Source organism: Microbacterium dauci (assembly GCF_030065535.1).
Taxonomy (GTDB): Bacteria; Actinomycetota; Actinomycetes; order Actinomycetales; family Microbacteriaceae; genus Microbacterium; species Microbacterium dauci.
Genome location: NZ_JASJND010000007.1, coordinates 86185 through 106380, shown reverse-complemented (window position 1 = coordinate 106380; position 20196 = coordinate 86185). Strand labels below are relative to the sequence as shown.

The window sequence follows — 20196 nt, the reverse complement described above, 5'->3', positions numbered from 1 at the left end:
GGGTGGGTCAGGTCAACCCAGGCATTGCGGCCCGAGAAGCCCCTTCAGCTCGCCGTAGAGGTCGACGGTGACATCGACCTGCGCCGGGACCTCGAAGACCTTCGCCGTGCCGCCGCGGTGGAGCTTCAGTGTCACCTCGGTCGATCCGGGGTGCCGGTCGAGCACCGCCGCGAGGCCCGCGATGGTGGTCTCGGTGGCTCGATGCTCGGGCAGCAGCAGGACGAGCGGACCTGCGGCATCCACCGCACCGAGGTCGGGTGCGAAGACGGACTGACCGTGGAGATTCCGACCGTCATCGCGCTGGGAGACCCGGCCACGGACGACGAGGATCGCATCGGCTTGGAGCATCGACTGGAACTCGGTGTACGTCTTGCCCATGAACATGACGGTCACCTCGCCGTCGAAGTCCTCGACCGTGATCATGCCGTACGGGTTGCCGCTCTGCTTGGCGACGCGGTGCTGCACGCTCGTGACGAGACCGGCGACGGTCACGGTGTCGCCGTCGCCGATGTCTTCCGATGCAAGGAGATCGTGGATCGACGTCGACGCGTGCTTCGCGAGCGGGATCTCGAGCCCCGCGAGCGGGTGATCCGACACGTAGAGACCGAGCATCTCGCGCTCGAATGCGAGCTTGTCCTTCTTGGTCCACTCCGGTCGCTCCGGGACGCGGGCGACCTGCTGCGGCTCGTCGTCGCCCCAGAGGCTGTCGAAGTCGAAGCCGACCTCGCCGTTGGCCTCGCGGCGCTTGTCGAGGACGGCCTGCTCGGTGGCATCCTCGTGGATCTCCATGAGTGCACGGCGGGTCGAGCCGAGCGAATCGAACGCGCCGGCTTTGATGAGCGACTCGACCGTGCGCTTGTTGGCGACGTGCGCGGGAACCTTCGACAGGAAGTCGTGGAAGCTCGAGTACGTCTCGGCCTCACGGGCCGCGACGATCCCGTCGACGACGTTCGCGCCGACGTTGCGGACGGCGCCCAGTCCGAAGCGGATGTCCTCGCCGACGGCCGCGAAGAAGCGGATCGACTCCCCCACGTCGGGAGGCAGCACCTTGATGCCCATGCGACGGCACTCGTTGAGGTAGACGGCCATCTTGTCTTTGGAGTCGCCGACGCTCGTGAGCAGCGCCGCCATGTACTCGGCCGGGTAGTGCGCCTTGAGGTAGGCCGTCCAATACGAGACGAGTCCGTAGGCGGCGGAGTGCGCTTTGTTGAACGCGTAGTCCGAGAACGGCAGCAGGATGTCCCAGAGCGCGGTGATCGCGCCCTCGCCGAACCCGCGTTCCTTCATGCCCGCGGAGAAGCCCTCGTACTGTTTGTCGAGCTCGGACTTCTTCTTCTTGCCCATGGCACGCCGAAGAATGTCGGCCTGTCCGAGCGAGAACCCGGCGACCTTCTGGGCGATCGCCATAACCTGCTCCTGATAGATGATCAGGCCGTAGGTCGTGTCGAGGATGTCCTTCAGCGGTTCCTCGAGCTCCGGGTGGATCGGGGTGATCGGCTGGAGCCCGTTCTTGCGGAGCGCGTAGTTGGTGTGGGAGTTGGCACCCATGGGACCGGGGCGGTACAGGGCGATGACTGCGGAGATGTCTTCGAAGTTGTCCGGCTTCATCAACCGCAGGAGTGACCGCATCGGGCCGCCGTCGAGCTGGAAGACCCCGAGGGTGTCGCCGCGGGTCAGCAGATCGTACGCCGGCCTGTCATCGAGCGCGAGGTGCTCGAGGTCGAGTTCCTCGCCGCGGTTGGTACGGATGTTGTCGAGGGCGTCGGAGATGATCGTGAGGTTTCGCAGCCCCAGGAAGTCCATCTTGATGAGCCCGAGGGTCTCGCACGACGGGTAGTCGAACTGCGTGACGATCTGGCCGTCCTGCTCGCGACGCATGATCGGGATGATGTCGAGCAGCGGCTCGGACGACATGATGACGCCCGCCGCATGCACACCCCACTGGCGCTTGAGCCCTTCGAGGCCCCGCGCGCGCTCGAACACGGTCTTGGCTTCGGGGTCGGTGTCGATGAGGGCACGGAACTCGCTCGCCTCTTTGTACCGCTTGTGCTCGGGGTCGAACATGCCGCCGAGCTCCATGTCCTTGCCCATGACGGGCGGGGGCATGGCCTTGGTGAGCCGCTCCCCCATGCTGAACGGGAACCCGAGCACGCGGCCGGCGTCCTTCAGCGCCTGCTTCGACTTGATCGTGCCGTAGGTCACGATCTGCGCGACGCGCTCGGAGCCGTACTTCTCGGTCACGTACTCGATGACCTCGCCACGGCGACGGTCGTCGAAGTCGACGTCGAAGTCGGGCATCGAGACGCGGTCGGGGTTGAGGAAGCGCTCGAAGATGAGGCCGTGCTCGAGCGGGTCGAGATCGGTGATCTTCATCGCGTAGGCGACCATCGAACCTGCACCCGAGCCACGGCCGGGACCGACGCGGATGCCGTGGTCCTTCGCCCAGTTGATGAAGTCGGCGACGACGAGGAAGTACCCGGGGAACCCCATCTGGAGGATGATCCCGGTCTCGTACTCGGCCTGCTTGCGCACCTTGTCGGGGATGCCGCCGGGGTACCGGTAGTGCAGGCCTGCCTCCACCTCCTTGATGAGCCAGCTGTCCTCTGTCTCGCCGTCGGGCACGGGGAATCGCGGCATGTAGTTGGCGGAGGTGTTGAATTCGACCTCGCACCGCTCGGCGATGAGCAACGTGTTGTCGCAGGCCTCGGGGTGATCGCGGAACAGCTGCCGCATCTCCTGTGCCGTCTTGATGTAGTAGCCGTCGCCGTCGAACTTGAAGCGGTTGGGATCGTCCAGCGTCGATCCGGACTGTACACACAGGAGCGCTTCGTGCGCGTCGGCTTCGTGCTGGTGCGTGTAGTGCGAGTCGTTCGTGGCGACCAGGGGGATCTGAAGATCCTTCGCGAGGCGGATGAGATCACTCATCACTCGGCGCTCGATGGACAAGCCGTGGTCCATGATCTCGGCGAAGTAGTTCTCCTTGCCGAAGATGTCCTGGAACTCCGCGGCAGCCGCACGCGCCGCCTCGTACTGCCCCAGGCGCAAGCGCGTCTGCACCTCACCGGAGGGGCATCCGGTCGTCGCGATGAGCCCCTTGCCGTAGGTCTGGAGCAGCTCGCGGTCCATGCGCGGCTTGAAGTAGTAGCCCTCCATGCTCGAGCGCGAACTCAGCCGGAAGAGGTTGTGCATGCCCTCGGTGGTCTGGCTCCACATGGTCATGTGGGTGTAGGCGCCCGAACCCGAGACGTCGTCGCTCTTCTGGTCGGGTGAGCCCCACTGCACACGCGACTTGTCGCTGCGGTGCGTGCCGGGCGTGACGTAAGCCTCGAGGCCGATGATCGGCTTGACGCCGGCGTTGCGGGCCGCGTTGTAGAACTCGAACGCCGCGAAGGTGTTGCCGTGGTCGGTGACCGCGATCGCGGGCATCTTGTAGTCGGCCGCGGCCTGCGTCATCGCCGCGATCTTGGCGGCTCCGTCGAGCATCGAGTACTCGCTGTGCACGTGCAGATGAACGAAGGAATCGGATGCCACCACTCGAGTGTACGGTTGGCATCGGACACCGGACCTAGGCTTGCCGCATGGCCACTCCCGACTTCGTCCTCGAGCTCCGCGAGAAGATCGGCCACGCGCCGCTCCCCCTCGTCGGGGTGACCGCCGTCGTGTTCCGCGACGAGAAGATCCTGCTCGGCAAGCGTGCCGACAACGGGCAGTGGCAGCCCGTTTCGGGGATCGTCGACCCGGGCGAGGAGCCCGCGGACGCGGCCGTGCGCGAGTGCGCCGAGGAGGCGGGCATCGTGATCCGCGTCGATCGGCTCGCGCTCGTGCAGCAGATCCCCCGGATGACATACGCGAACGGCGACCAGGTCGACTACCTCGACCTCGTGTTCCGCTGCACCTGGGTCTCGGGCGACCCGCACCCCGCCGACGGCGAACTCACCGAGGTGGGGTTCTATGACCTCGGGGCGATGGGGCAGGTCGACCAGGAGCACGTCCGGAAGGTCGCGCTCGCGGTCGCGGAGGACGACCCGGCGACGTTCCGCGGCGGACGCTGACCCGCGTTCAGAGCGCGCGGCGCATGAGGAGGCGCGGCATCCCGTCGATGACGGAGTCGGTCTCGGCGGCGACCTCGAACCCGGCGGCTGCGAAGAGCGACTCCGTGCCGACGTAGGCCATCGTCTGGTTGACCTTCTTCGCGCTGCCCTCAGCGGCGCAGCTGCCTTCCTTCGAGGTAGGTCAGGTCGACGACCGCGCGATCGCCCAGCGGCGCCTCCAGCGTGACCGTGAACGGCACGGCGGCGCCCGTCGCGGGTTGGCACTCGGCGACCGCCCCGATCTTGCGCTGCGCGATGAGCAGTTCCACCGCATCGGCGGATTCGTGGCGCTGGACCACCTCGATGAGCGCCGGGTCGGTCGCGCAGGTGTCGGCGGACACGAGGAACTGCAGCTCGGTGGTGTCCGAGTCGAGCGCGACGTCGGGGTCGAGTTCGGCGGTCACGGTGTCATGGGCGGGCAGGACCTGCGTCATGAGGCACGGCGACCACGACTCCTGCGTCCAGGTGCCGTCCTCGCCGCGGACGAGGGTGAGGAGCTCGTGCGATGCACCCTCGAGCCCCGGCGGGAAGTTCTCACTCCACATCACAAGCATGTGCTGTACCGGCGTCCAGAGCACGACGCGGTCGGGTTCCTGGATGATGGCGAACCAATCAGCCGGTTCGAGGACCTCCCCGGCACTCGCGATCGCCTCGCGACCGGTGTCGTTCAGGGTGTCATCGAGGCCCGCCGTGCCGAACACCGACTCGGGGATCGGCACCGGCCCGCACGCGGTCGTTGCGATGTCGTCCACCGGCGGCTCGGGCGGGACCGCGTCGACGAACGAGACGGACCGCGTCCACGACGAGCCGGGCAGCCCAGGCGTCCACGAGCCTGACTGGCCGGCGAGCGGAACGAAGGTCGCACCGTCGAACTCGACGGTGCCGAAGACCGCGGCATCCCATTGCATGATCACACGTCCCTCGGCGAACGAGCGCTGGATGCCCTCCGCCTCGGCCACTTCGTCGATCACTGCCCACCGCTGCGCCGGAGAGAGGAAGTACCACGCGGGGTCGGGGAGGATCGCGAGCGAGAACAGGACGGGGCGATCGGTGTTCGCGTCGTGATCGCCATAGCCGTGTCGCTCGGCGAAGGCCCGGAAGATCCCGTCGCCGTCAGGCGGCAGCGCGTCGACCCACTCGCGTGTGGCCGCCGGCACCTCCGAGCGGTATCGCTCGTCAACCCCGGCGAAGTGCAGCGCCATCGCGGGACCGTCCTCGCCGACCTGGTCGAGCACCTCCGGCGGTTCATCCTCGGTCACGGAGACCCACGGACCGGACGCCCCGGCGTAGGACGCCGACACCGAGCGCACCAGCAGATAGCTCCCCTCGTCGGCGACCGCGCCGTCCGGCAACTCCACCAGTTTCGGTACCTCGCTCATCGTGGCGATGCGGAGCACCCGACCGTCGAGCTGGTCCCAGAGCGGTTGACTGAGATCCACCGTCTGCGGAGGCTCGGCCACCTGCGGCTTCGAGAACACCTGCGACGAGACGAGCGCACCGACCGCGATGGCGACGACGAGTACCGCAGCGACGGCACCGGCGAGGAACGCGGGAGACAGCGGGAGCCGCGGGAACCACGACGCTCGCGCGCGTCGGCGTCCGGAGCGTTCGGCGGCGATCGCAGCCTGCAGATCACGACGGGCGCCCGCGACGGCGGCATCCGTCCCGCGCACGTCGGGGGCGAGCTCACGCACCCTGCTCGACAGGTCGTCCATGCTGCTCCCCCTCCCTTCCCTGCTCGACACCATCCGCGCGAAGGCGTCGGCGCACCCGATTGAGTCGCGAGCGGACCGTTCCCACCGGGACCGACAGCGCGATCGCGATCTGCTCGTAGGTCATGTCGCCCCAGGCATAGAGCAGCAGCACGTCGCGATCCCGCGTCGGCAGTGCCGCGATCCGTGCCGCGAGAGGACGGAGCGCCGCATCCGCATCGGCGTGCGCCTCGGCGCGCTCGTGCAGATCGTCACCGTGTTCGATGGCCACGGATGCCGCCGCCGCGATCGCCCGCCATTGCTTCGCGTCCTGCCCGCGCATGCGGTGGATGACCCGGGTCGCGATCCCGAACAGCCACGGCTTCGCCGACTCCCACGAGTGGTCGAACGACCCGCGCCGCCGGAACGCGATGAGAAACGTCTCGCTCACGACGTCCTGACCCGCGTCGGTGCCGACGCGCTGGGCTGCGAACCGCGCGATTGCGGTCGCGTGACGCTCGAACACTTCGGCGAACGCCGACGGCTCGCTCAGGGAGCGCCGGATGATGCCGCTGTCGGTGGTCACACCTCATATTCCCCGGGTCACGGGAAACGGTTCACGATCCACCGTCCGGGCGTGTCGCGTCACTCGTCGCGGAGCATCTCGAGCGCGTGTCGCAGATCGGCAGGGTAGTCCGAATGGAACGTCGACCACGCGCCGCCCGCCGGATGCGCGAACGACAGCTCGTGCGCGTGCAGCCACTGACGGGTGAGTCCGAGGCGGGCGGCTTGCGTCGGATCCGAACCGTACAGCGGATCGCCGATGCACGGATGCCGGTGGGCGGCCATGTGCACGCGGATCTGGTGCGTTCGCCCGGTCTCGAGGTGCACCTCGAGCAACGTCGCGCCGCGGAAGGCCTCGAGCGTCTCGTAGTGCGTCACCGAATCCTTGCCGTCGGGCGTCACCGCGAACTTCCACGAGTGACTCGGATGCCGACCGATGGGCGCATCGATCGTGCCCGAGAACGGATCGGGGTGCCCCTGCACGACCGTGTGGTAGATCTTGTCGACCTCGCGTTCCTTGAACGCCCGCTTGAGCGCCGTGTACGCGTGCTCCGACTTCGCGACGACCATCAGCCCGCTCGTGCCGACATCGAGGCGGTGGACGACGCCCTGTCGCTCCGGTGCGCCAGACGTGGCGATCCGGAACCCCGCGGCTGCGAGCGCGCCGACGACGGTCGGCCCCTCCCAGCCGAGCGAGGGGTGCGCGGCGACACCGGCCGGCTTGTCGACGACGACGATCTCATCGTCGTCGTGCACGATGCCGAGATCGGGGACCGGGATCGGCACGATCTCGGGACCGCGCTTCTCCTCCCACTCGACCTCGAGCCACGCTCCGGCAGCGAGCTTGTCGGACTTCCCGAGCAGCCGCCCGTCCTGGCGGACGCCACCCGACTCGGCGGCCTCCGCCGCGAAGGTGCGCGAGAACCCGAGGAGCTTCGCGAGCGCGGCATCCACTCGGACGCCGTCGAGTCCGTCGGGGGCAGGCACGCTACGAGTGGGCATCTCAGACGTCCGCGTCGGGATCAGCCGCTGCCGTCTCGGCGTCCTTCTCCTTGGTGCCGTCGAACCGGAGCCCGACGAGGACGAGGAGTGCGACGCCGATCATCATCGTGACGATGAAGATGTCCGCGATGTTGTAGATGGCCGAGGGGAAGCCGAGCCACAGCCACGGCGTGTGGATGAAGTCCACGACGTGACCGACGAGGAACCCGGGCTCCCTCAGCAGACGGTCCGTGAGATTCCCGAGGATGCCACCGAGCAGCAGGCCCAGCACGACCGCCCACGCCCGCGAGCGGATGCGCGTGACCGCGAGCACCACGATCGTGATCGCCGCGGCCATGAGGATGAGCGTGAAGATCCACGTGACCTCTTCGCCGAGGGAGAATGCGGCGCCGGGATTGAAGGTCAGGTAGAGCTGGAAGAACTCGCCGAGGACGGGGACCGCCCGACGCTCGGACAGGTGCTCGAGGGCGAGGAACTTGGTGAACTGATCAGCGGCCAGCACCAGCACCGCGAGGATCGCGATGGTGGTGCCGGCCGCTGCAGCGTGCAGAGTCGTCCGGGGCGCGGACGTACGGCTCGACAAGGTGCGAGTCGTCAGGAAGCCGAGATCGGCGTAGCGCCCGAGGTGCCTGCCACGTCGAGGTCGCGCAGCTTCTCCTCGATGAAGCCGCGCAGCTGGACACGGTAGTCGCGCTCGAACTGGCGGAGCTCGCTGATGCGGGCTTCGAGGGTACCGCGCTCGCTCTCGAGGCGGGTGATCTCGTCACGCGCCTTGGTGCGCGCCTCGGTGAGGATGGTGTCGGCCTCGGTCTGCGCCTCGCTGAGGAGCTTCTCCTTCTGGGCCTTACCCTCGGCGACGTGCTCGTCGTGCAGACGCTGTGCGAGCTCGATGATGCCGGCCGATGCCGCGGCGGGCTGCATGTCGGTCGCGACAGGCGCGGGGGTGGGAGCGGGGACCTCGTCGACGATCTCCTCGGGAGTCTCCTCTTCGGCGATCGGAGTCTCGACCGGAGCAGCCGGGGTCTCACCAGACTCGTACGCGGCGAGCTTGGCCTTCAGCTCCTCGTTCTCGGCGAGGGCCTTGCGCCACTCGACGACGATCTCGTCGAGGAAGTCGTCGACCTCGTCCGGGTCGAAGCCCTCCTTGAAGCGAACGTGCTGGAACTGCTTGGTGACGACGTCTTCAGGGGTCAAAGGCATGTGTCTTTCCTCTTTCCGGGCTCAGGAGGCGGGCCGGTCAATGACTGACCCGCAAGGCGCGAGCCGTACCCCGCCAGCATAGTCGGACGTCGTGGCGGGTGCGACGGCGACTCAGACGCGGCTGAGCACCTGCGTGATCGAGAGCAGGATGAAACAGCTGAGCATCGTCAGCGGGAAGCCGAGGTCGAGCGCGATGGGCCCGAGCCGCAGCGGCGGGATGAACCGACGGAAGAACTTCAACGGCGGATCGGTGACCGTGAAGACCACCTCGGCGACGACGAGCATCGCCCCGCGCGGACGCCACTCCCGATTGAACATCGGGATGTACTCCAGGATCAGACGGCCCAGGAGGAAGAGCACATAGATCAGGAGCAGCGTGTTGAGGATCCCGGCGACGAAGCCGATGACCGACACGACGTCAGTGGGCGAACGGGGTGCTGTCGGCGTCGCCTGCGGCGATCGCCCCCTCACCCGACACTGCGACGTTCTCCGGCGACAGGAGGAACACCTTGCTGGTCACCCGCTCGATACGGCCGTACAGGCCGAGCGAGAGGCCACTCGCGAAGTCGATGAGGCGCCGCGCGTCGGCGTCGCTCATCTGCGAGAGGTTGATGATGATCGGGATCCCGTCCCGGAAGTTCTCGGCGATCGACTGCGCGTCGCGGTACTGCTTGGGGTGCACGGTGACGATCTCGCTGATCGCCGACGCCGCGGGCTGACGCACCACGGCAGGGCGGTGGATCGGCGTCACGGGAGCGGTCTTGTGCTCGACCTGCTTGTCGCGGCGCGGCGCCGGCTCCTCGTAGACCTCTTCCTCGTCGGCGAGGCCCAGGTACACCATGGTCTTCTTGAGCGGGTTCGACATCGCATCCTCCGTTTGCTCGTCTGTGTCGAGGTTAACCGTGCACGGGCCGCGGACCCGTGATTGCCGAGCCGATCCGCAGGTGTGTCGCGCCTGCGGCGATCGCCTCGACGAAATCGCCGGTCATGCCGGCCGAGATCCACGTGGCATCCGGTGCGGATCTCCGCACGATCTCGGACGTCCGCGCGAGTCGCTCGAACGCGGATGCCGGTGCCTCGTCGAGCGGCGCGACGCCCATGACACCGCGCAGGTGCAGGGACGGGCATGTGCCGAGCACGTGCTCGGCGAGCTCCGCGACACCGGCGGGGACGACACCACCGCGGCCGGGGTCGTCGGTCAGGTTCACCTGCAGCAGGACGTCGAGGACCGAGTCGTCACCGTCGGATCGTGCGTTGTGCAGTGCGTCGGCGAGCTTCGCCCGATCGACCGAGTGCACCGCATCGGCGGCTGCGCGGATCGCGCGTGCCTTGTTCGTCTGCGCCTGACCGATGAAGTGCCACCGAAGCGCCGGGCCGTCGTAATCGGCACGCTTCGCACTGAGCTCCTGCTGTCGGTTCTCACCCACGTCCCGCACACCGAGGGCGGCGAGCTCGTCGACGAGGCCCACGGGGTGGAACTTCGTCACGACGATGCGCGTGAGTGCAGACGCGTCGCGGCCCGCCGACCGGGCGGCATCCGAGATGCGCGCATCGATGTCGGCGAGCCGCGACCGCAGATCCACTGCGGGTTACTTCAGGAAGTCGGGGATGTCGAGATCGTCATCACCGAAGGCGGAGTCGTACTCGTTGTTCGACACCGAGACCGACACGGACTCCTTGGTGGCCGCGGGCTCGGCCGCAGCGTCGCTCGCACGATCGGCGGGCAGCGGCGGCAGCACCGGCGCCGACGACGGCCGCGAAGCCATGATCGGCTCGACCTTCGCAGACGGCTCGCCGCCGTCGAAGCCGGCCGCGATGACCGTGACGCGCACCTCATCGCCGAGCGTGTCGTCGATGACCGTGCCGAAGATGATGTTGGCCTCGGGGTGCGCGGCCTCCTTCACCAGCTGCGCGGCATCGTTGATCTCGAAGATGCCGAGGTTCGATCCACCCTGAATCGAGAGCAGCACACCGTGCGCTCCCTCGATGGATGCCTCGAGCAGCGGGGACTCGACTGCAAGCTCGGCTGCCTTGATCGCACGATCGGCGCCGCGTGCGGAACCGATACCCATGAGCGCGGAGCCGGCACCCTGCATGACCGACTTGACGTCGGCGAAGTCGAGGTTGATCAAACCGGGGGTGGTGATGAGGTCGGTGATGCCCTGCACACCGGCGAGGAGCACCTGGTCGGCGGTGGCGAACGCCTCGATCATCGAGATGCCGCGGTCGCTGATCTCGAGCAGACGGTCGTTCGGCACCACGATGAGGGTGTCGACCTCTTCCTTCAGCTTCGCGACGCCCGACTCGGCCTGCGTCTGGCGACGGCGACCCTCGAACGAGAACGGCTTGGTGACGACACCGATGGTGAGCGCGCCGATCGACTTGGCGATGCGCGCCACGACCGGCGCACCGCCGGTGCCCGTGCCGCCGCCCTCACCGGCCGTGACGAAGACCATGTCGGCGCCCGCGAGCGCCTCTTCGATCTCCTCGGCGTGATCTTCGGCGGCGCGACGGCCGACCTCGGGGTCGGCACCGGCGCCGAGACCGCGGGTCAGCTCACGGCCGACGTCGAGCTTGATGTCGGCGTCGCTCATGAGCAGCGCCTGCGCGTCGGTGTTCACCGCGATGAACTCGACACCACGCAGACCGAGCTCGATCATGCGGTTGACGGCGTTGACGCCGCCACCGCCCACGCCAACGACCTTGATCACTGCAAGGTAGTTCTGGTTCTGGCTCACGCCGGCCTCCGTATCGTCCCGAACCTCAAGTGCAAACCTTCAACCTCAACCAGAGGTTTAAAGAATTGCCGAGTATGCAATTCCCGATTTCGAAGGTAAGGGCGCAGGCACGACGAACCCGCAACACGCTGGGCGTGTCGTCAGATCTGGATCTCGGTCAGCGGATGACGACGGCCGCCGGCGACGAGACGTCGTACAGCTCGACCTCGTCGGGCGGACTCGCCACCATCGCCGCGGCGAGCACGACCGCCTTCTGCGCCGAGTCCTCGGCGCCGCCCCAGAGCACGTCGGCGCCATCGATGGTCAGCGTCACGTCGTTCGCGGTCGTCGCGGTGATCGCGGTCACCTGCGAGCGGAGTTCCTCCGGGAGCGACCGGTACACCGTCCCTGCGGCGAGGAACGCCCGAGACCCGGCACCATCCTCGATGTCGAGCGAGGGATACCCCTCAGGCGCGCCCTCGGTCGTCGCGAGCGCGACACCGGCGGCATCCACCAACGTGTGACCGGCCTTCGACTCGATGGAACCGATCGGCGTCCGCTCGACGATGCGCACCACGAGCTCCTGCGGCGGGCGCGCCTCGAGCGTGTAGGTCTCGACGAGCGGGAACGCGACGAGCGCGGCCTTGACCTCGCTCGAGTCGACCAGCGCCAGTGGCGTGCCGAGCTGCCCTGCAAGAGCCTCTTCGACCGCCGCGGGCGCGAGCCGATCCGTCCCGACCACGGTGATCGTCGCCACCGCGAACATCGGGCTGTACGCGGCCGCGACGGCGCCGAGCGCGACCACAGCGACCGAGCCGAGCCCGATCAGCCACGCCAGCCGACGGCGCCGCTGCCGGACCGTGAACCGGCGGATCTCCCGGCGCAGCGCGCGACGGCGCGCACGTGCCGCAGCCCAGACGTCGCGGACGCCGAGCTGTCGCGCTGGCTGATCATCGACCTCGTCGGTCGCGGCTTCGGGTGCGGCATCCGCTTCGCGTGCGACGAACGGGACGACGTCCGCGAGCGGGCCGGTCGATTCGACGGGCGTGCCGGGGGTGTCGCGCAGGTGGATCTCGGGCTCGAAGGGCTGCTCGGGCTCGACCGGACGTGCCGACGGCGTCGACGGCAGCGGGGACGGCCGTCGCATGCTTACCGCTCCGACCCGAGCGCTTCGAGCACCTGGGGGATGATGCGGTAGACATCGCCGCAGCCGAGGGTGATCACGTAGTCACCGGGGCGGGCGACGGATGCCGTGTAGTTCGCGGCCTCCTGCCAGTCGGCGACGAAGTGCACCTTGTCGGCGTCGGCGAACGCGCCGCTGACGAGCTCGCCGGTCACCCCGGGCACCGGGTCTTCGCGAGCGCCGTACACGTCGAGGACGACGGTGTGGTCGGCGTGCGACTCGAGGACCTCCGCGAACTCGCGGAACATCGCCTGCGTGCGCGAGTACGTGTGCGGCTGGTGCAGCGCGATGATGCGCCCCTCGCCGATCACGGTGCGCGCCGCCGCAAGGGCTGCCGCGACCTCGGTCGGGTGGTGCGCGTAGTCGTCGTAGACGCTCACCTCGCGGCGGGTGCCGTGCAGCTCGAAGCGGCGGACGGTGCCGCCGAACTCCTCGACGGCACGCAGCGCGGACTCGAGCTCGTACCCCAGCGTCAGGAGCACCGCGACCGCGCCGGCCGCATTGATGGCGTTGTGCGCACCGGGGACCGCGAGGCGTCCGGTCGCGGCGAGCCCGGCGTAGTACACCGTAAAGGCGACGGGCCCTTCGGTGGTGATGTCTGCGACGCGCACGTCGGCCGTGTCGGCGAGCCCGAACGTCAGGACACGCTCGTGCCGCAGCGCCGCGGTGACCTCTTGTGCACCGGGGTCGTCGGAGGAGATGACAACGGCTTCGGAAGCGGCATCCGCGAATCGGACGAACCCGTCGTAGAAGGCCTCGCGCGACCCCCAGTGGTCGAGGTGGTCGGGGTCGACGTTCGTGATGAGCGCGACGGCCGTGTCGTACAGCAGGAACGAGCCGTCGGACTCGTCGGCCTCGATGACGACGACGTCATCGGAGCCGGTGCCGCTGGAGACGCCGAGCGACGCGATCACACCGCCGTTGACGAAGGTCGGGTCGGCGCCCGCGGCTCGGAGAGCGGTCACGACCATGCCGGTGGAGGTGGTCTTGCCGTGCGCGCCGGCGACGCTCACCAGGCGGCGCCCGCCGATGAGCCAGTGCAGCGCCTGCGAGCGGTGCAGCACGGGGACACCGCGCTCCTTCGCGAGGAGGTACTCGGGGTTCTCGGGCCAGATCGCCCCGGTGAACACGACCGCGTCGATGTCGTCCGGGAGGTTCGCGGCCTCATGCCCGACGTGCACGGTCGCGCCGCGAGCGGCGATCGCCTGCATCGCGGCGCTGTCGGAGCGGTCCGATCCGGACACGCGGATGCCGCGATCGAGGAACATTCCGGCGAGCCCGGACATGCCCGACCCGCCGATCCCGATGAAGTGGGCGGCGGTGATGTGCTCGGGGATCGGGAGCGTGAGATCGGGTCGAATCATGGCCCGTCAAGTCTAGGTCGCGGCTCCTGCACGCAGGCTGCGGCGCGCTGGGGTCAGCGCGCGAGCGCGCGGTCGATCAGCCCGAGCACGTTCTCGCTGCCGGTGCGGGTGCCGACGCCGTCGGCGGCGGCGCGCATGCGGGCCAGCGCGTCTGCGTCGCCGAGGAGCGGCGCGATGTCGCTGCGTACGCGGTCGGCGGTGAACTCGCCGTCGGCGATGAGGATCGCGGCCCCGGCCTTCACTGCGGATGCCGCGTTGAGCGCCTGCTCGCCGTTGCCGACGGCGTACGGGACGTACACCGCGGGGATGCCGAGCGCGCTGATCTCGCTGACGGTCGCCGCGCCGGAGCGCGACACGATCGCGTCGGCGAGGGCGAAGGCGAGGTCCATCCGGTCGATGTACGGGACGACACGGTAGTCGGGGCTGCCCGGGTCGACGAGCTCGTTGCGCTCCCCCACCGCGTGGAGGATCTGCCACCCGGCATCCGTCACCGACTGCCACCCCTCGGCGAACGCGCGATTGAGTCGCAGCGCGCCGAGTGAGCCTCCGAACACCAGCAGCACGGGTCGCGCCGGGTCGAGCCCGAACGCAGCGGCTGCCTCGGCGCGGAGCCCGTCGCGGTCGAGCGAGACGATCTCGGGCCGCAACGGCATGCCCACGACCTCTGCACCGCGCAGCGGCGTGCCGTCGAATGCGACGCCGGATGCCACGGCACCTCGCGCGCCCAGGATGTTGGCGAGCCCGGGCTTCGCGTTCGCTTCGTGCACGACGTACGGCACGCGGGCCCGGCGCGCGGCGACGTAGGCCGGCGCGGAGGCGTAGCCGCCGAAGCCGACGACGACGTCGACACCGTGCGCGCGGATGTGTCCGCGCACCTGCGCCACGGCCCGCGCGAATCGCGCCGGGAACCGCACCGCGGCGCCGTTCGGCCGACGCGGGAACGGCACCTTGTCGACGATCAGCAGCTCGTAGCCGCGGAGCGGGACGAGCCGGGCTTCGAGCCCCTCTTTCGTGCCGAGCACGAGCACCGTCGCCTCGGGGTCGCGCGCACGGAGCGCGTCGGCGACGGCGAGGAGTGGGTTGACATGTCCGGCGGTTCCGCCGCCCGCCAGAAGGTACGTGGTCACCGGATCGAGCCTACCGGCGCGCGGTGACCCCGACCGGCGTCGCCGTCGGGAGCGTCCGCGCGAACGCGAGGAGCACACCGCAGGCCATGAGCACCGACATGAGCGAGGTGCCGCCCTGCGAGATGAACGGCAATGGCACGCCGAGCACGGGGAACACGCGGAGGACGACGCCGATGTTGATCAGGGCCTGACCGATGACCCACACGACGATCCCGCCGGCTGCGATACGGATGAACGGGTCGTCGGTCTTGCGGATGATGTGGAACGCGCCGACGGCGAAGAGCATGAACAGCGCGAGGACGACGACGCAGCCGATGAGCCCGAGCTCCTCACCCACGATCGAGAAGATGTAGTCGTGCGCGGCCGCCGGCAGCCACGCGTACTTCTCGCGCGAGTTGCCGAGACCGAGCCCGAAGACGCCCCCGCTCGCGAGCCCCCAGATGCCGTGCAGCGGCTGGTAGCAGTCGCCGAGGTAGTCGGCGAGGCAGTCGGGGTTGAGGAAGCTGAGGATGCGGCGCATCCGGTCGGGGCTCGTGATGGCCAGCGTCGCGACCGCGACGACCGCGACGATGAGCGGGATCAGGAAAATCCGCAGCTTGACGCCGGAGAAGAACAGCGCACCGAGCAGGATGAGGACGAGCACCATCGCGGTGCCGAGGTCCTTTCCGGCGATGACGGACCCGATGACCATCGCGGAGACCGGCACGACGGGGATGAAGACGTGCCGCCAGTCTCCGAGCAGCGTGTGCTTGCGGTACAGGACGTACCCGAGCCACAACGCGAACGCGAGCTTGAGGAACTCGGAGGGCTGCAGCTGGAAGCCGGCGATCAGGATCCAGTTGCGGTTTCCGCCGTAGTCGAATCCGAGACCCGTGAACACGAGCAGCTGCAGGGCCTGCGCGCCGATGAGCGCGATCCACGCGATCCGCTTCCAGAACCGCATCGGCAGCCGGCTGAAGACGAACATCAGCGGGATGCCGATCACCGCGAAGATCGCCTGCTTGAGCGCGGTCTGGAACGGCCCTTCCTCCGCGGTGGTCGCCATCGTCGCCGACAGCACCATGACGAGGCCGAAGACGGTGAGGATGAGCGCCGTCGAGGCGATCAGCAGGAATTCGCTGGGGACGGGCGTGAACATCCGGCCCAGATGCACGCGGGCGGTGAAGCCGCGTCCGGGCTCAGTCGGCTCCGCCGGGACGGGACGGTCGGTCGTCGTGGTCACCGGCATCCCCTTCCCGTCCGTCGCCCTGCATCCGTGCCTGCACCGCGGCCGCGAATCGCGTGCCCCGGTCCGAGTACGACGCGAACTGGTCGAAGGATGCCGCGGCGGGAGCCAGGAGGACGACGTCCCCATCCCGTGCGACATCCGCGGCCAGCGCGACGGCCTCGGTCATGACATCTTCAGTGTCGGTGTGATCGACCTCGAACAGCGGCACCGAGGGCGCGTGTCGGGCGAACGCCGTCGTGATCTCGGTGCGGTCGACGCCGATCACGACGGCCGCCTTTACCGCGGCGCCGCGCGCCGCGACGAGACCGCTGATGTCGACGCCCTTGAGCAGCCCGCCGACCACCCAGATCGCGCCGGGGTAGGCCGTGAGGGACGATGCCGCGGCGTGCGGATTCGTCGCCTTCGAATCGTCGACCCAGGTGACGCCGTCGGCGACGCCCACGACCTCGATGCGGTGGGGGTCGAGCCGGAAGGTGCGGAGTGCGTCGCGGATCGCGGCAGGCTCGACGCCGAGCGAGCGCGCGAGCGCGGCTGCAGCGAGGATGTTGGCCACGACGTGCGGCGCGGTGAGCCCTGCCGCCGCGAGCTCGTCGAGCGTCGTCAGCTCGAGCGCGTTGGTGCGGCGTTCCTCGAGGAACGCCCGGTCGACGAGGATGTCGTCGACGACGCCGAGGTCGCTCGGCCCCGGCACACCGAGGTCGAAGCCGATGGCGCGGCAACCGTCCACGACCTCCGCGTCTTCGACCATGCTGCGTGTCGCGAGATCGCTCTTGTTGTAGACGCACGCGACGCGCGTGTTGTCGTAGACCTGCGCCTTGGCGTCGCGGTAGGCGTCGAAGGAGCCGTGCCACTCGAGGTGATCCTCGGCGAGGTTGAGGCAGACGCTGGCGTACGGGGAGACGCGATCGGGGCCAGCCTGGAGGCTGAGGTACCAGAGCTGGTGGCTCGAGACCTCGACGACGAGGACGTCGAACCCGGCGGGGTCGCGCACGGCGTCGAGGACCGGGATGCCGATGTTGCCGCACGGGGCGGCGCGGAGTCCGCCCTGGACGAGCATCGTCGCGGTGAGCTGGGTCGTGGTCGTCTTGCCGTTCGTACCCGTGATGAGCACCCACTCGGCGGGTGCGCCGTCGGCACGGACCACCTTGTCGCGCACGCGCCAGGCGAGCTCGAGGTCGCCCCAGACCGCGATCCCCTCGGCGCGCGCCCACGCGACCACGGGATGGTGCGGTGCGAATCCCGGCGAGGCGATCACGACGTCCGCGCCGAAGTCGGCCAGCGCCGCGGGAACCTCGTCGAGCGGACCTTCCCAGAGCGTCGCGCCGATCACCGGCAGCAGTCGGGCGTACTCCTCGGAGGCGGTCTCGGTCACGACGAGCACGTCTGCGCCGAGCTCGGCGAGGGTGTCGGCGACCGAGAAGCCCGTCATCGAGAGGCCGAGGACCGCGACCTTGAGGCCCTTCCAGTCGGCGTGCCAGCTGGTCAGTGCGGCGAGCCGGTCGCTCACAGGGCGGCCATCCAACCGACGTAGAACAGCGCGACACCGAAGATCGCGAGGATGCCGGCGATCAGCCACATCCGCACGACGATCGTGATCTCCGGCCACCCGCGCATCTCGAGGTGGTGGTGGAACGGGCTCATGAGGAATAGCCGCTTGCCGCCCGTCGCCTTGAAGTAGTACCGCTGCAGGATCACGGATGCCGGGGCGATGATGAAGGCGCCGGCAATGATGACGGCGAGGATCTGCGTCCGGCTGAGGACCGCCATCGCGACGACGACGCCGCCGATGGCCATCGAGCCCACGTCGCCCATGAACATCTTCGCCTTGGGTGCGTTCCACCAGAGGAAGCCGATGAGGGCACCGACGAAGGATGCCGCGACGATGGTGAGCCCCATGGGATCGCGCGTGTCGTAGCAGGCGTTCGTGTACTCGGCGACGAGTGCGGTCGAGTGACAGCGCTGCTGGAGCTGCCAGAACGAGACGAGGCTGTAGGCCGACACCGTGAAGATGCCGACGCCGGTCGCGAGGCCGTCGAGGCCGTCGGTGAGGTTCGAGGCGTTCGACCACGCGACCGCCTGGAACGAGATCCAGGCGAGGTAGAGGATCCACCCCGCGACCGCGCCGAGCGCCATGAACGACAGCGCCGGGATGTCGCGGAAGAACGAGATGTAGGCCGAGCCGGGCGTCTCGCCGTAGGCGTTCGGGAAGCTGAGCGCCATGACGCCGAACGGCACGGCGACGGCGATCTGGCCGACAATCTTGCGCCAGCCCGAGAGCCCGAGGCTGCGCTGCTGCCGGACCTTCATGTAGTCGTCGATGAAGCCGATGATTCCGAGGCCGACCATCATCCAGAGCACCAGGAGTCCGGAGACTGTGGGCGCGGTGCCGCCGGCATAACTGCCGACGAAGAACCCGACGACGGTGCCGAGGATGAACACGATGCCGCCCATCGTGGGCGTCCCGCGCTTGGTGTGGTGGCTGGGGTTGTTGATGTCCTCGGGTGTCCGGATGACCTGCCCCCAGCCGATCCGCTGGAACAGGCGGATGAACAGCGGAGTGAGGAACAGGGTGAACGCCAACGAGATCGTCGCAGCGGCAAGCAGAGATCTCACGAGAACGATTCTCCCAGACGATCGCCGAGGAACCGGAGCCCGGCGGAGTTGGACGACTTCACGAGGACGCGGTCCCCGTCGCGCAACTCGGCACGGAGGTACTCGAACGCTTCGTCGGCGGTCTCGAAGAAGACCGCCTCACCGTCCCACGACCCCTCGCTGATCGCGGCGAGGTAGAGCCGGCGGGCGGCGGTGCCGATGACGACGATGCGCTCGTACCGCAGGCGGACAGCCTGGAGCCCGACACGGTCGTGCTCCTCCCCCGCCTGCTCGCCGAGTTCGCTCATGGCGCCGAGGACGGCGACCTTGCGCTGGCCCGGCTCGGTGATCTGCGCCAGGGTCCGCAGCGCGGCCGACATCGAGTCGGGGCTCGCGTTGTACGCGTCGTTGATGATGCGGACGCGGTCGGAGCCCATCGGCTGCATGCGCCAGCGTTCGGCGATCTCGACCGTCTCGAGACGTGCGACGGATGCCGCCGGGTCGACGCCGAGCACCTGCGCGACGGTGATCGCGGCGAGGGCGTTCATCACGTGGTGTTCGCCGAGCACCCGGAGCCGCAACGGCAGACGCTGCTCGCCGACGACGACCGTGCAGGTCGTCCCGGAGGCTGTGACCTCGACGTCTTCGGCGCGGACGTCGGCGTTCGTAGCACGCCCGAACCACCGAACGGAAACGCCGCGGGTGTCGGCGACAGCCGCCATCGCCGCGACGCGCGGGTCGTCGGCGTTGAGGACCGCGACGCCGCCGGGGCGGACCGCCTCAACGAGCTCGGTCTTCGCTTTCTGCGTGGCTTCGACGCCGCCGAACCCGCCGGCGTGGGCGAGCCCGACCATGAGCACCGCGCCGATGTCGGGCGTGATGAGCCCTGCGAGCTCGGCGATACGACCGGGGCGCGATGCACCGAGCTCGCTCACCAGATACCGCGTGTGGTCCGAGACCCGCAGCATCGTGACGGGCGCACCGACCTCGTTGTTGAACGAGGCACGCGGCGCGACCGTCGGCCCTTCGTCCTGGAGGATGCGGGCGAGGAGGTTCTTGGTGGTGGTCTTGCCGTTGGAGCCCGTGATGCCGATGACCTGGAGCTCGCCACCGGCACGGACCCGGGCGACGACGACGCGTGCGAGGTCACTCAGCGCGGCGACGGCGTCCGGAACGACGATTTGCGACACCGGAGCGTCGAGGCGACGCTCGACGATCGCCAGTGCGGCGCCGGCTTCGACCGCGGCATCCACGAACAGATGACCGTCGGTGGTCTCACCCGGCTTCGCGACGAAGACCGAACCCGGCCCCATCTCACGGCTGTCGGTGTCGACGACGCCCGAGACGGTCGTCTCCGGGGTGTCGGGCGTGTGGACATGGAGCGTGCCGCCGACGGCGTGGGTCACCTCGGCGAGCGTCATGCGGATCATGCTGGGG

The 20196-nt window shown here is 68.9% G+C and carries 18 protein-coding genes; 1 reads left to right on the top strand and 17 read right to left on the bottom strand.

Features of this window, described 5'->3' with window-relative positions; translation table 11 throughout:
* Nucleotides 1-12: 12 nt before the first annotated feature.
* A complete protein-coding gene (gene dnaE, locus QNI14_RS11930) occupies nt 13-3531 on the bottom strand; it encodes a DNA polymerase III subunit alpha (RefSeq protein WP_283716846.1) in 3519 nt (1172 codons plus the stop codon).
* Nucleotides 3532-3578: 47 nt separating this feature from the next.
* On the opposite strand from dnaE, the gene QNI14_RS11925 reads away from it, so the two are divergent.
* Nucleotides 3579-4052 carry an NUDIX hydrolase gene (locus QNI14_RS11925; RefSeq protein ID WP_283716845.1) on the top strand — a complete coding sequence of 158 codons (474 nt, stop codon included), beginning with the start codon at nt 3579-3581 and terminating at the stop codon, nt 4050-4052.
* Nucleotides 4053-4201: 149 nt separating this feature from the next.
* On the opposite strand, the gene QNI14_RS11915 is transcribed toward QNI14_RS11925, so the two are convergent.
* From QNI14_RS11915 to QNI14_RS11840, 16 genes are all read right to left on the bottom strand, one after another.
* A complete protein-coding gene (locus tag QNI14_RS11915; RefSeq protein ID WP_283716844.1) occupies nt 4202-5806 on the bottom strand; it encodes a hypothetical protein in 1605 nt (534 codons plus the stop codon).
* The gene (locus tag QNI14_RS11910; protein WP_283716843.1) at nt 5778-6368 is read right to left on the bottom strand and encodes an RNA polymerase sigma factor; all 591 of its coding nucleotides are present in this window, start codon (nt 6366-6368) and stop codon (nt 5778-5780) included. The genes QNI14_RS11915 and QNI14_RS11910 overlap by 29 nt, the downstream gene beginning before the upstream one ends.
* 59 nt (nt 6369-6427) lie before the next feature.
* Entirely contained in the window at nt 6428-7348 is a 921-nt protein-coding gene (locus tag QNI14_RS11905; RefSeq protein WP_283716842.1) for an RluA family pseudouridine synthase, read from the bottom strand.
* Nucleotide 7349: 1 nt separating this feature from the next.
* Complete coding sequence (gene lspA, locus QNI14_RS11900) at nt 7350-7931, bottom strand: signal peptidase II (protein ID WP_283716841.1); 582 nt, start codon at nt 7929-7931, stop codon at nt 7350-7352.
* A gap of 11 nt (nt 7932-7942) precedes the next feature.
* Nucleotides 7943-8548, bottom strand: coding sequence for a DivIVA domain-containing protein (locus QNI14_RS11895; protein ID WP_283716840.1), 606 nt, complete (start codon nt 8546-8548; stop codon nt 7943-7945).
* A gap of 111 nt (nt 8549-8659) precedes the next feature.
* Entirely contained in the window at nt 8660-8962 is a 303-nt protein-coding gene (locus tag QNI14_RS11890; RefSeq protein ID WP_283716839.1) for a YggT family protein, read from the bottom strand.
* Nucleotides 8963-8966: 4 nt separating this feature from the next.
* Nucleotides 8967-9413: a cell division protein SepF gene (locus QNI14_RS11885; RefSeq protein ID WP_283716838.1), complete on the bottom strand. Its 447-nt coding sequence runs from the start codon at nt 9411-9413 to the stop codon at nt 8967-8969.
* Between the two features lie 31 nt (nt 9414-9444).
* Nucleotides 9445-10131: a YggS family pyridoxal phosphate-dependent enzyme gene (locus QNI14_RS11880; RefSeq protein WP_283716837.1), complete on the bottom strand. Its 687-nt coding sequence runs from the start codon at nt 10129-10131 to the stop codon at nt 9445-9447.
* 6 nt (nt 10132-10137) lie between these two features.
* Nucleotides 10138-11286, bottom strand: a complete 1149-nt coding sequence (ftsZ, locus tag QNI14_RS11875) for a cell division protein FtsZ (protein WP_283716836.1) — start codon at nt 11284-11286, stop codon at nt 10138-10140.
* A gap of 157 nt (nt 11287-11443) precedes the next feature.
* Nucleotides 11444-12412 (bottom strand): FtsQ-type POTRA domain-containing protein, encoded by a 969-nt coding sequence (locus tag QNI14_RS11870; RefSeq protein ID WP_283716835.1) that lies wholly within the window; start codon nt 12410-12412, stop codon nt 11444-11446.
* A 2-nt stretch (nt 12413-12414) separates the two neighbouring features.
* Entirely contained in the window at nt 12415-13812 is a 1398-nt protein-coding gene (gene murC, locus QNI14_RS11865; protein ID WP_283716834.1) for a UDP-N-acetylmuramate--L-alanine ligase, read from the bottom strand.
* A gap of 53 nt (nt 13813-13865) precedes the next feature.
* Nucleotides 13866-14939: a UDP-N-acetylglucosamine--N-acetylmuramyl-(pentapeptide) pyrophosphoryl-undecaprenol N-acetylglucosamine transferase gene (locus tag QNI14_RS11860; RefSeq protein ID WP_283716833.1), complete on the bottom strand. Its 1074-nt coding sequence runs from the start codon at nt 14937-14939 to the stop codon at nt 13866-13868.
* A gap of 10 nt (nt 14940-14949) precedes the next feature.
* On the bottom strand, nt 14950-16167 hold the full coding sequence (ftsW, locus tag QNI14_RS11855) for a putative lipid II flippase FtsW (RefSeq protein WP_283716832.1): 1218 nt from the start codon (nt 16165-16167) through the stop codon (nt 14950-14952).
* Entirely contained in the window at nt 16118-17674 is a 1557-nt protein-coding gene (murD, locus tag QNI14_RS11850) for a UDP-N-acetylmuramoyl-L-alanine--D-glutamate ligase (RefSeq protein WP_283716831.1), read from the bottom strand. Before murD ends, ftsW begins: the two co-directional genes overlap by 50 nt.
* Nucleotides 17671-18780, bottom strand: coding sequence for a phospho-N-acetylmuramoyl-pentapeptide-transferase (mraY, locus tag QNI14_RS11845; protein WP_283716830.1), 1110 nt, complete (start codon nt 18778-18780; stop codon nt 17671-17673). The genes murD and mraY overlap by 4 nt, the downstream gene beginning before the upstream one ends.
* A complete protein-coding gene (locus QNI14_RS11840) occupies nt 18777-20189 on the bottom strand; it encodes a UDP-N-acetylmuramoyl-tripeptide--D-alanyl-D-alanine ligase (protein ID WP_283716829.1) in 1413 nt (470 codons plus the stop codon). The genes mraY and QNI14_RS11840 overlap by 4 nt, the downstream gene beginning before the upstream one ends.
* Between the last annotated feature and the right edge of the window lie 7 nt (nt 20190-20196).

Bases quoted from the DNA above. Each gene is read 5' to 3' on its own strand.
- QNI14_RS11925 (WP_283716845.1), top strand. From the start codon at position 3,579: ATGGCCACTCCCGACTTCGTCCTCGAGCTCCGCGAGAAGATCGGCCAC.
- QNI14_RS11915 (WP_283716844.1), bottom strand. From the start codon at position 5,806: ATGGACGACCTGTCGAGCAGGGTGCGTGAGCTCGCCCCCGACGTGCGC.
- QNI14_RS11905 (WP_283716842.1), bottom strand. From the start codon at position 7,348: ATGCCCACTCGTAGCGTGCCTGCCCCCGACGGACTCGACGGCGTCCGA.
- QNI14_RS11895 (WP_283716840.1), bottom strand. From the start codon at position 8,548: ATGCCTTTGACCCCTGAAGACGTCGTCACCAAGCAGTTCCAGCACGTT.
- QNI14_RS11885 (WP_283716838.1), bottom strand. From the start codon at position 9,413: ATGTCGAACCCGCTCAAGAAGACCATGGTGTACCTGGGCCTCGCCGAC.
- QNI14_RS11870 (WP_283716835.1), bottom strand. From the start codon at position 12,412: ATGCGACGGCCGTCCCCGCTGCCGTCGACGCCGTCGGCACGTCCGGTC.
- murC (WP_283716834.1), bottom strand. From the start codon at position 13,812: ATGATTCGACCCGATCTCACGCTCCCGATCCCCGAGCACATCACCGCC.
- ftsW (WP_283716832.1), bottom strand. From the start codon at position 16,167: ATGCCGGTGACCACGACGACCGACCGTCCCGTCCCGGCGGAGCCGACT.
- QNI14_RS11840 (WP_283716829.1), bottom strand. From the start codon at position 20,189: ATGATCCGCATGACGCTCGCCGAGGTGACCCACGCCGTCGGCGGCACG.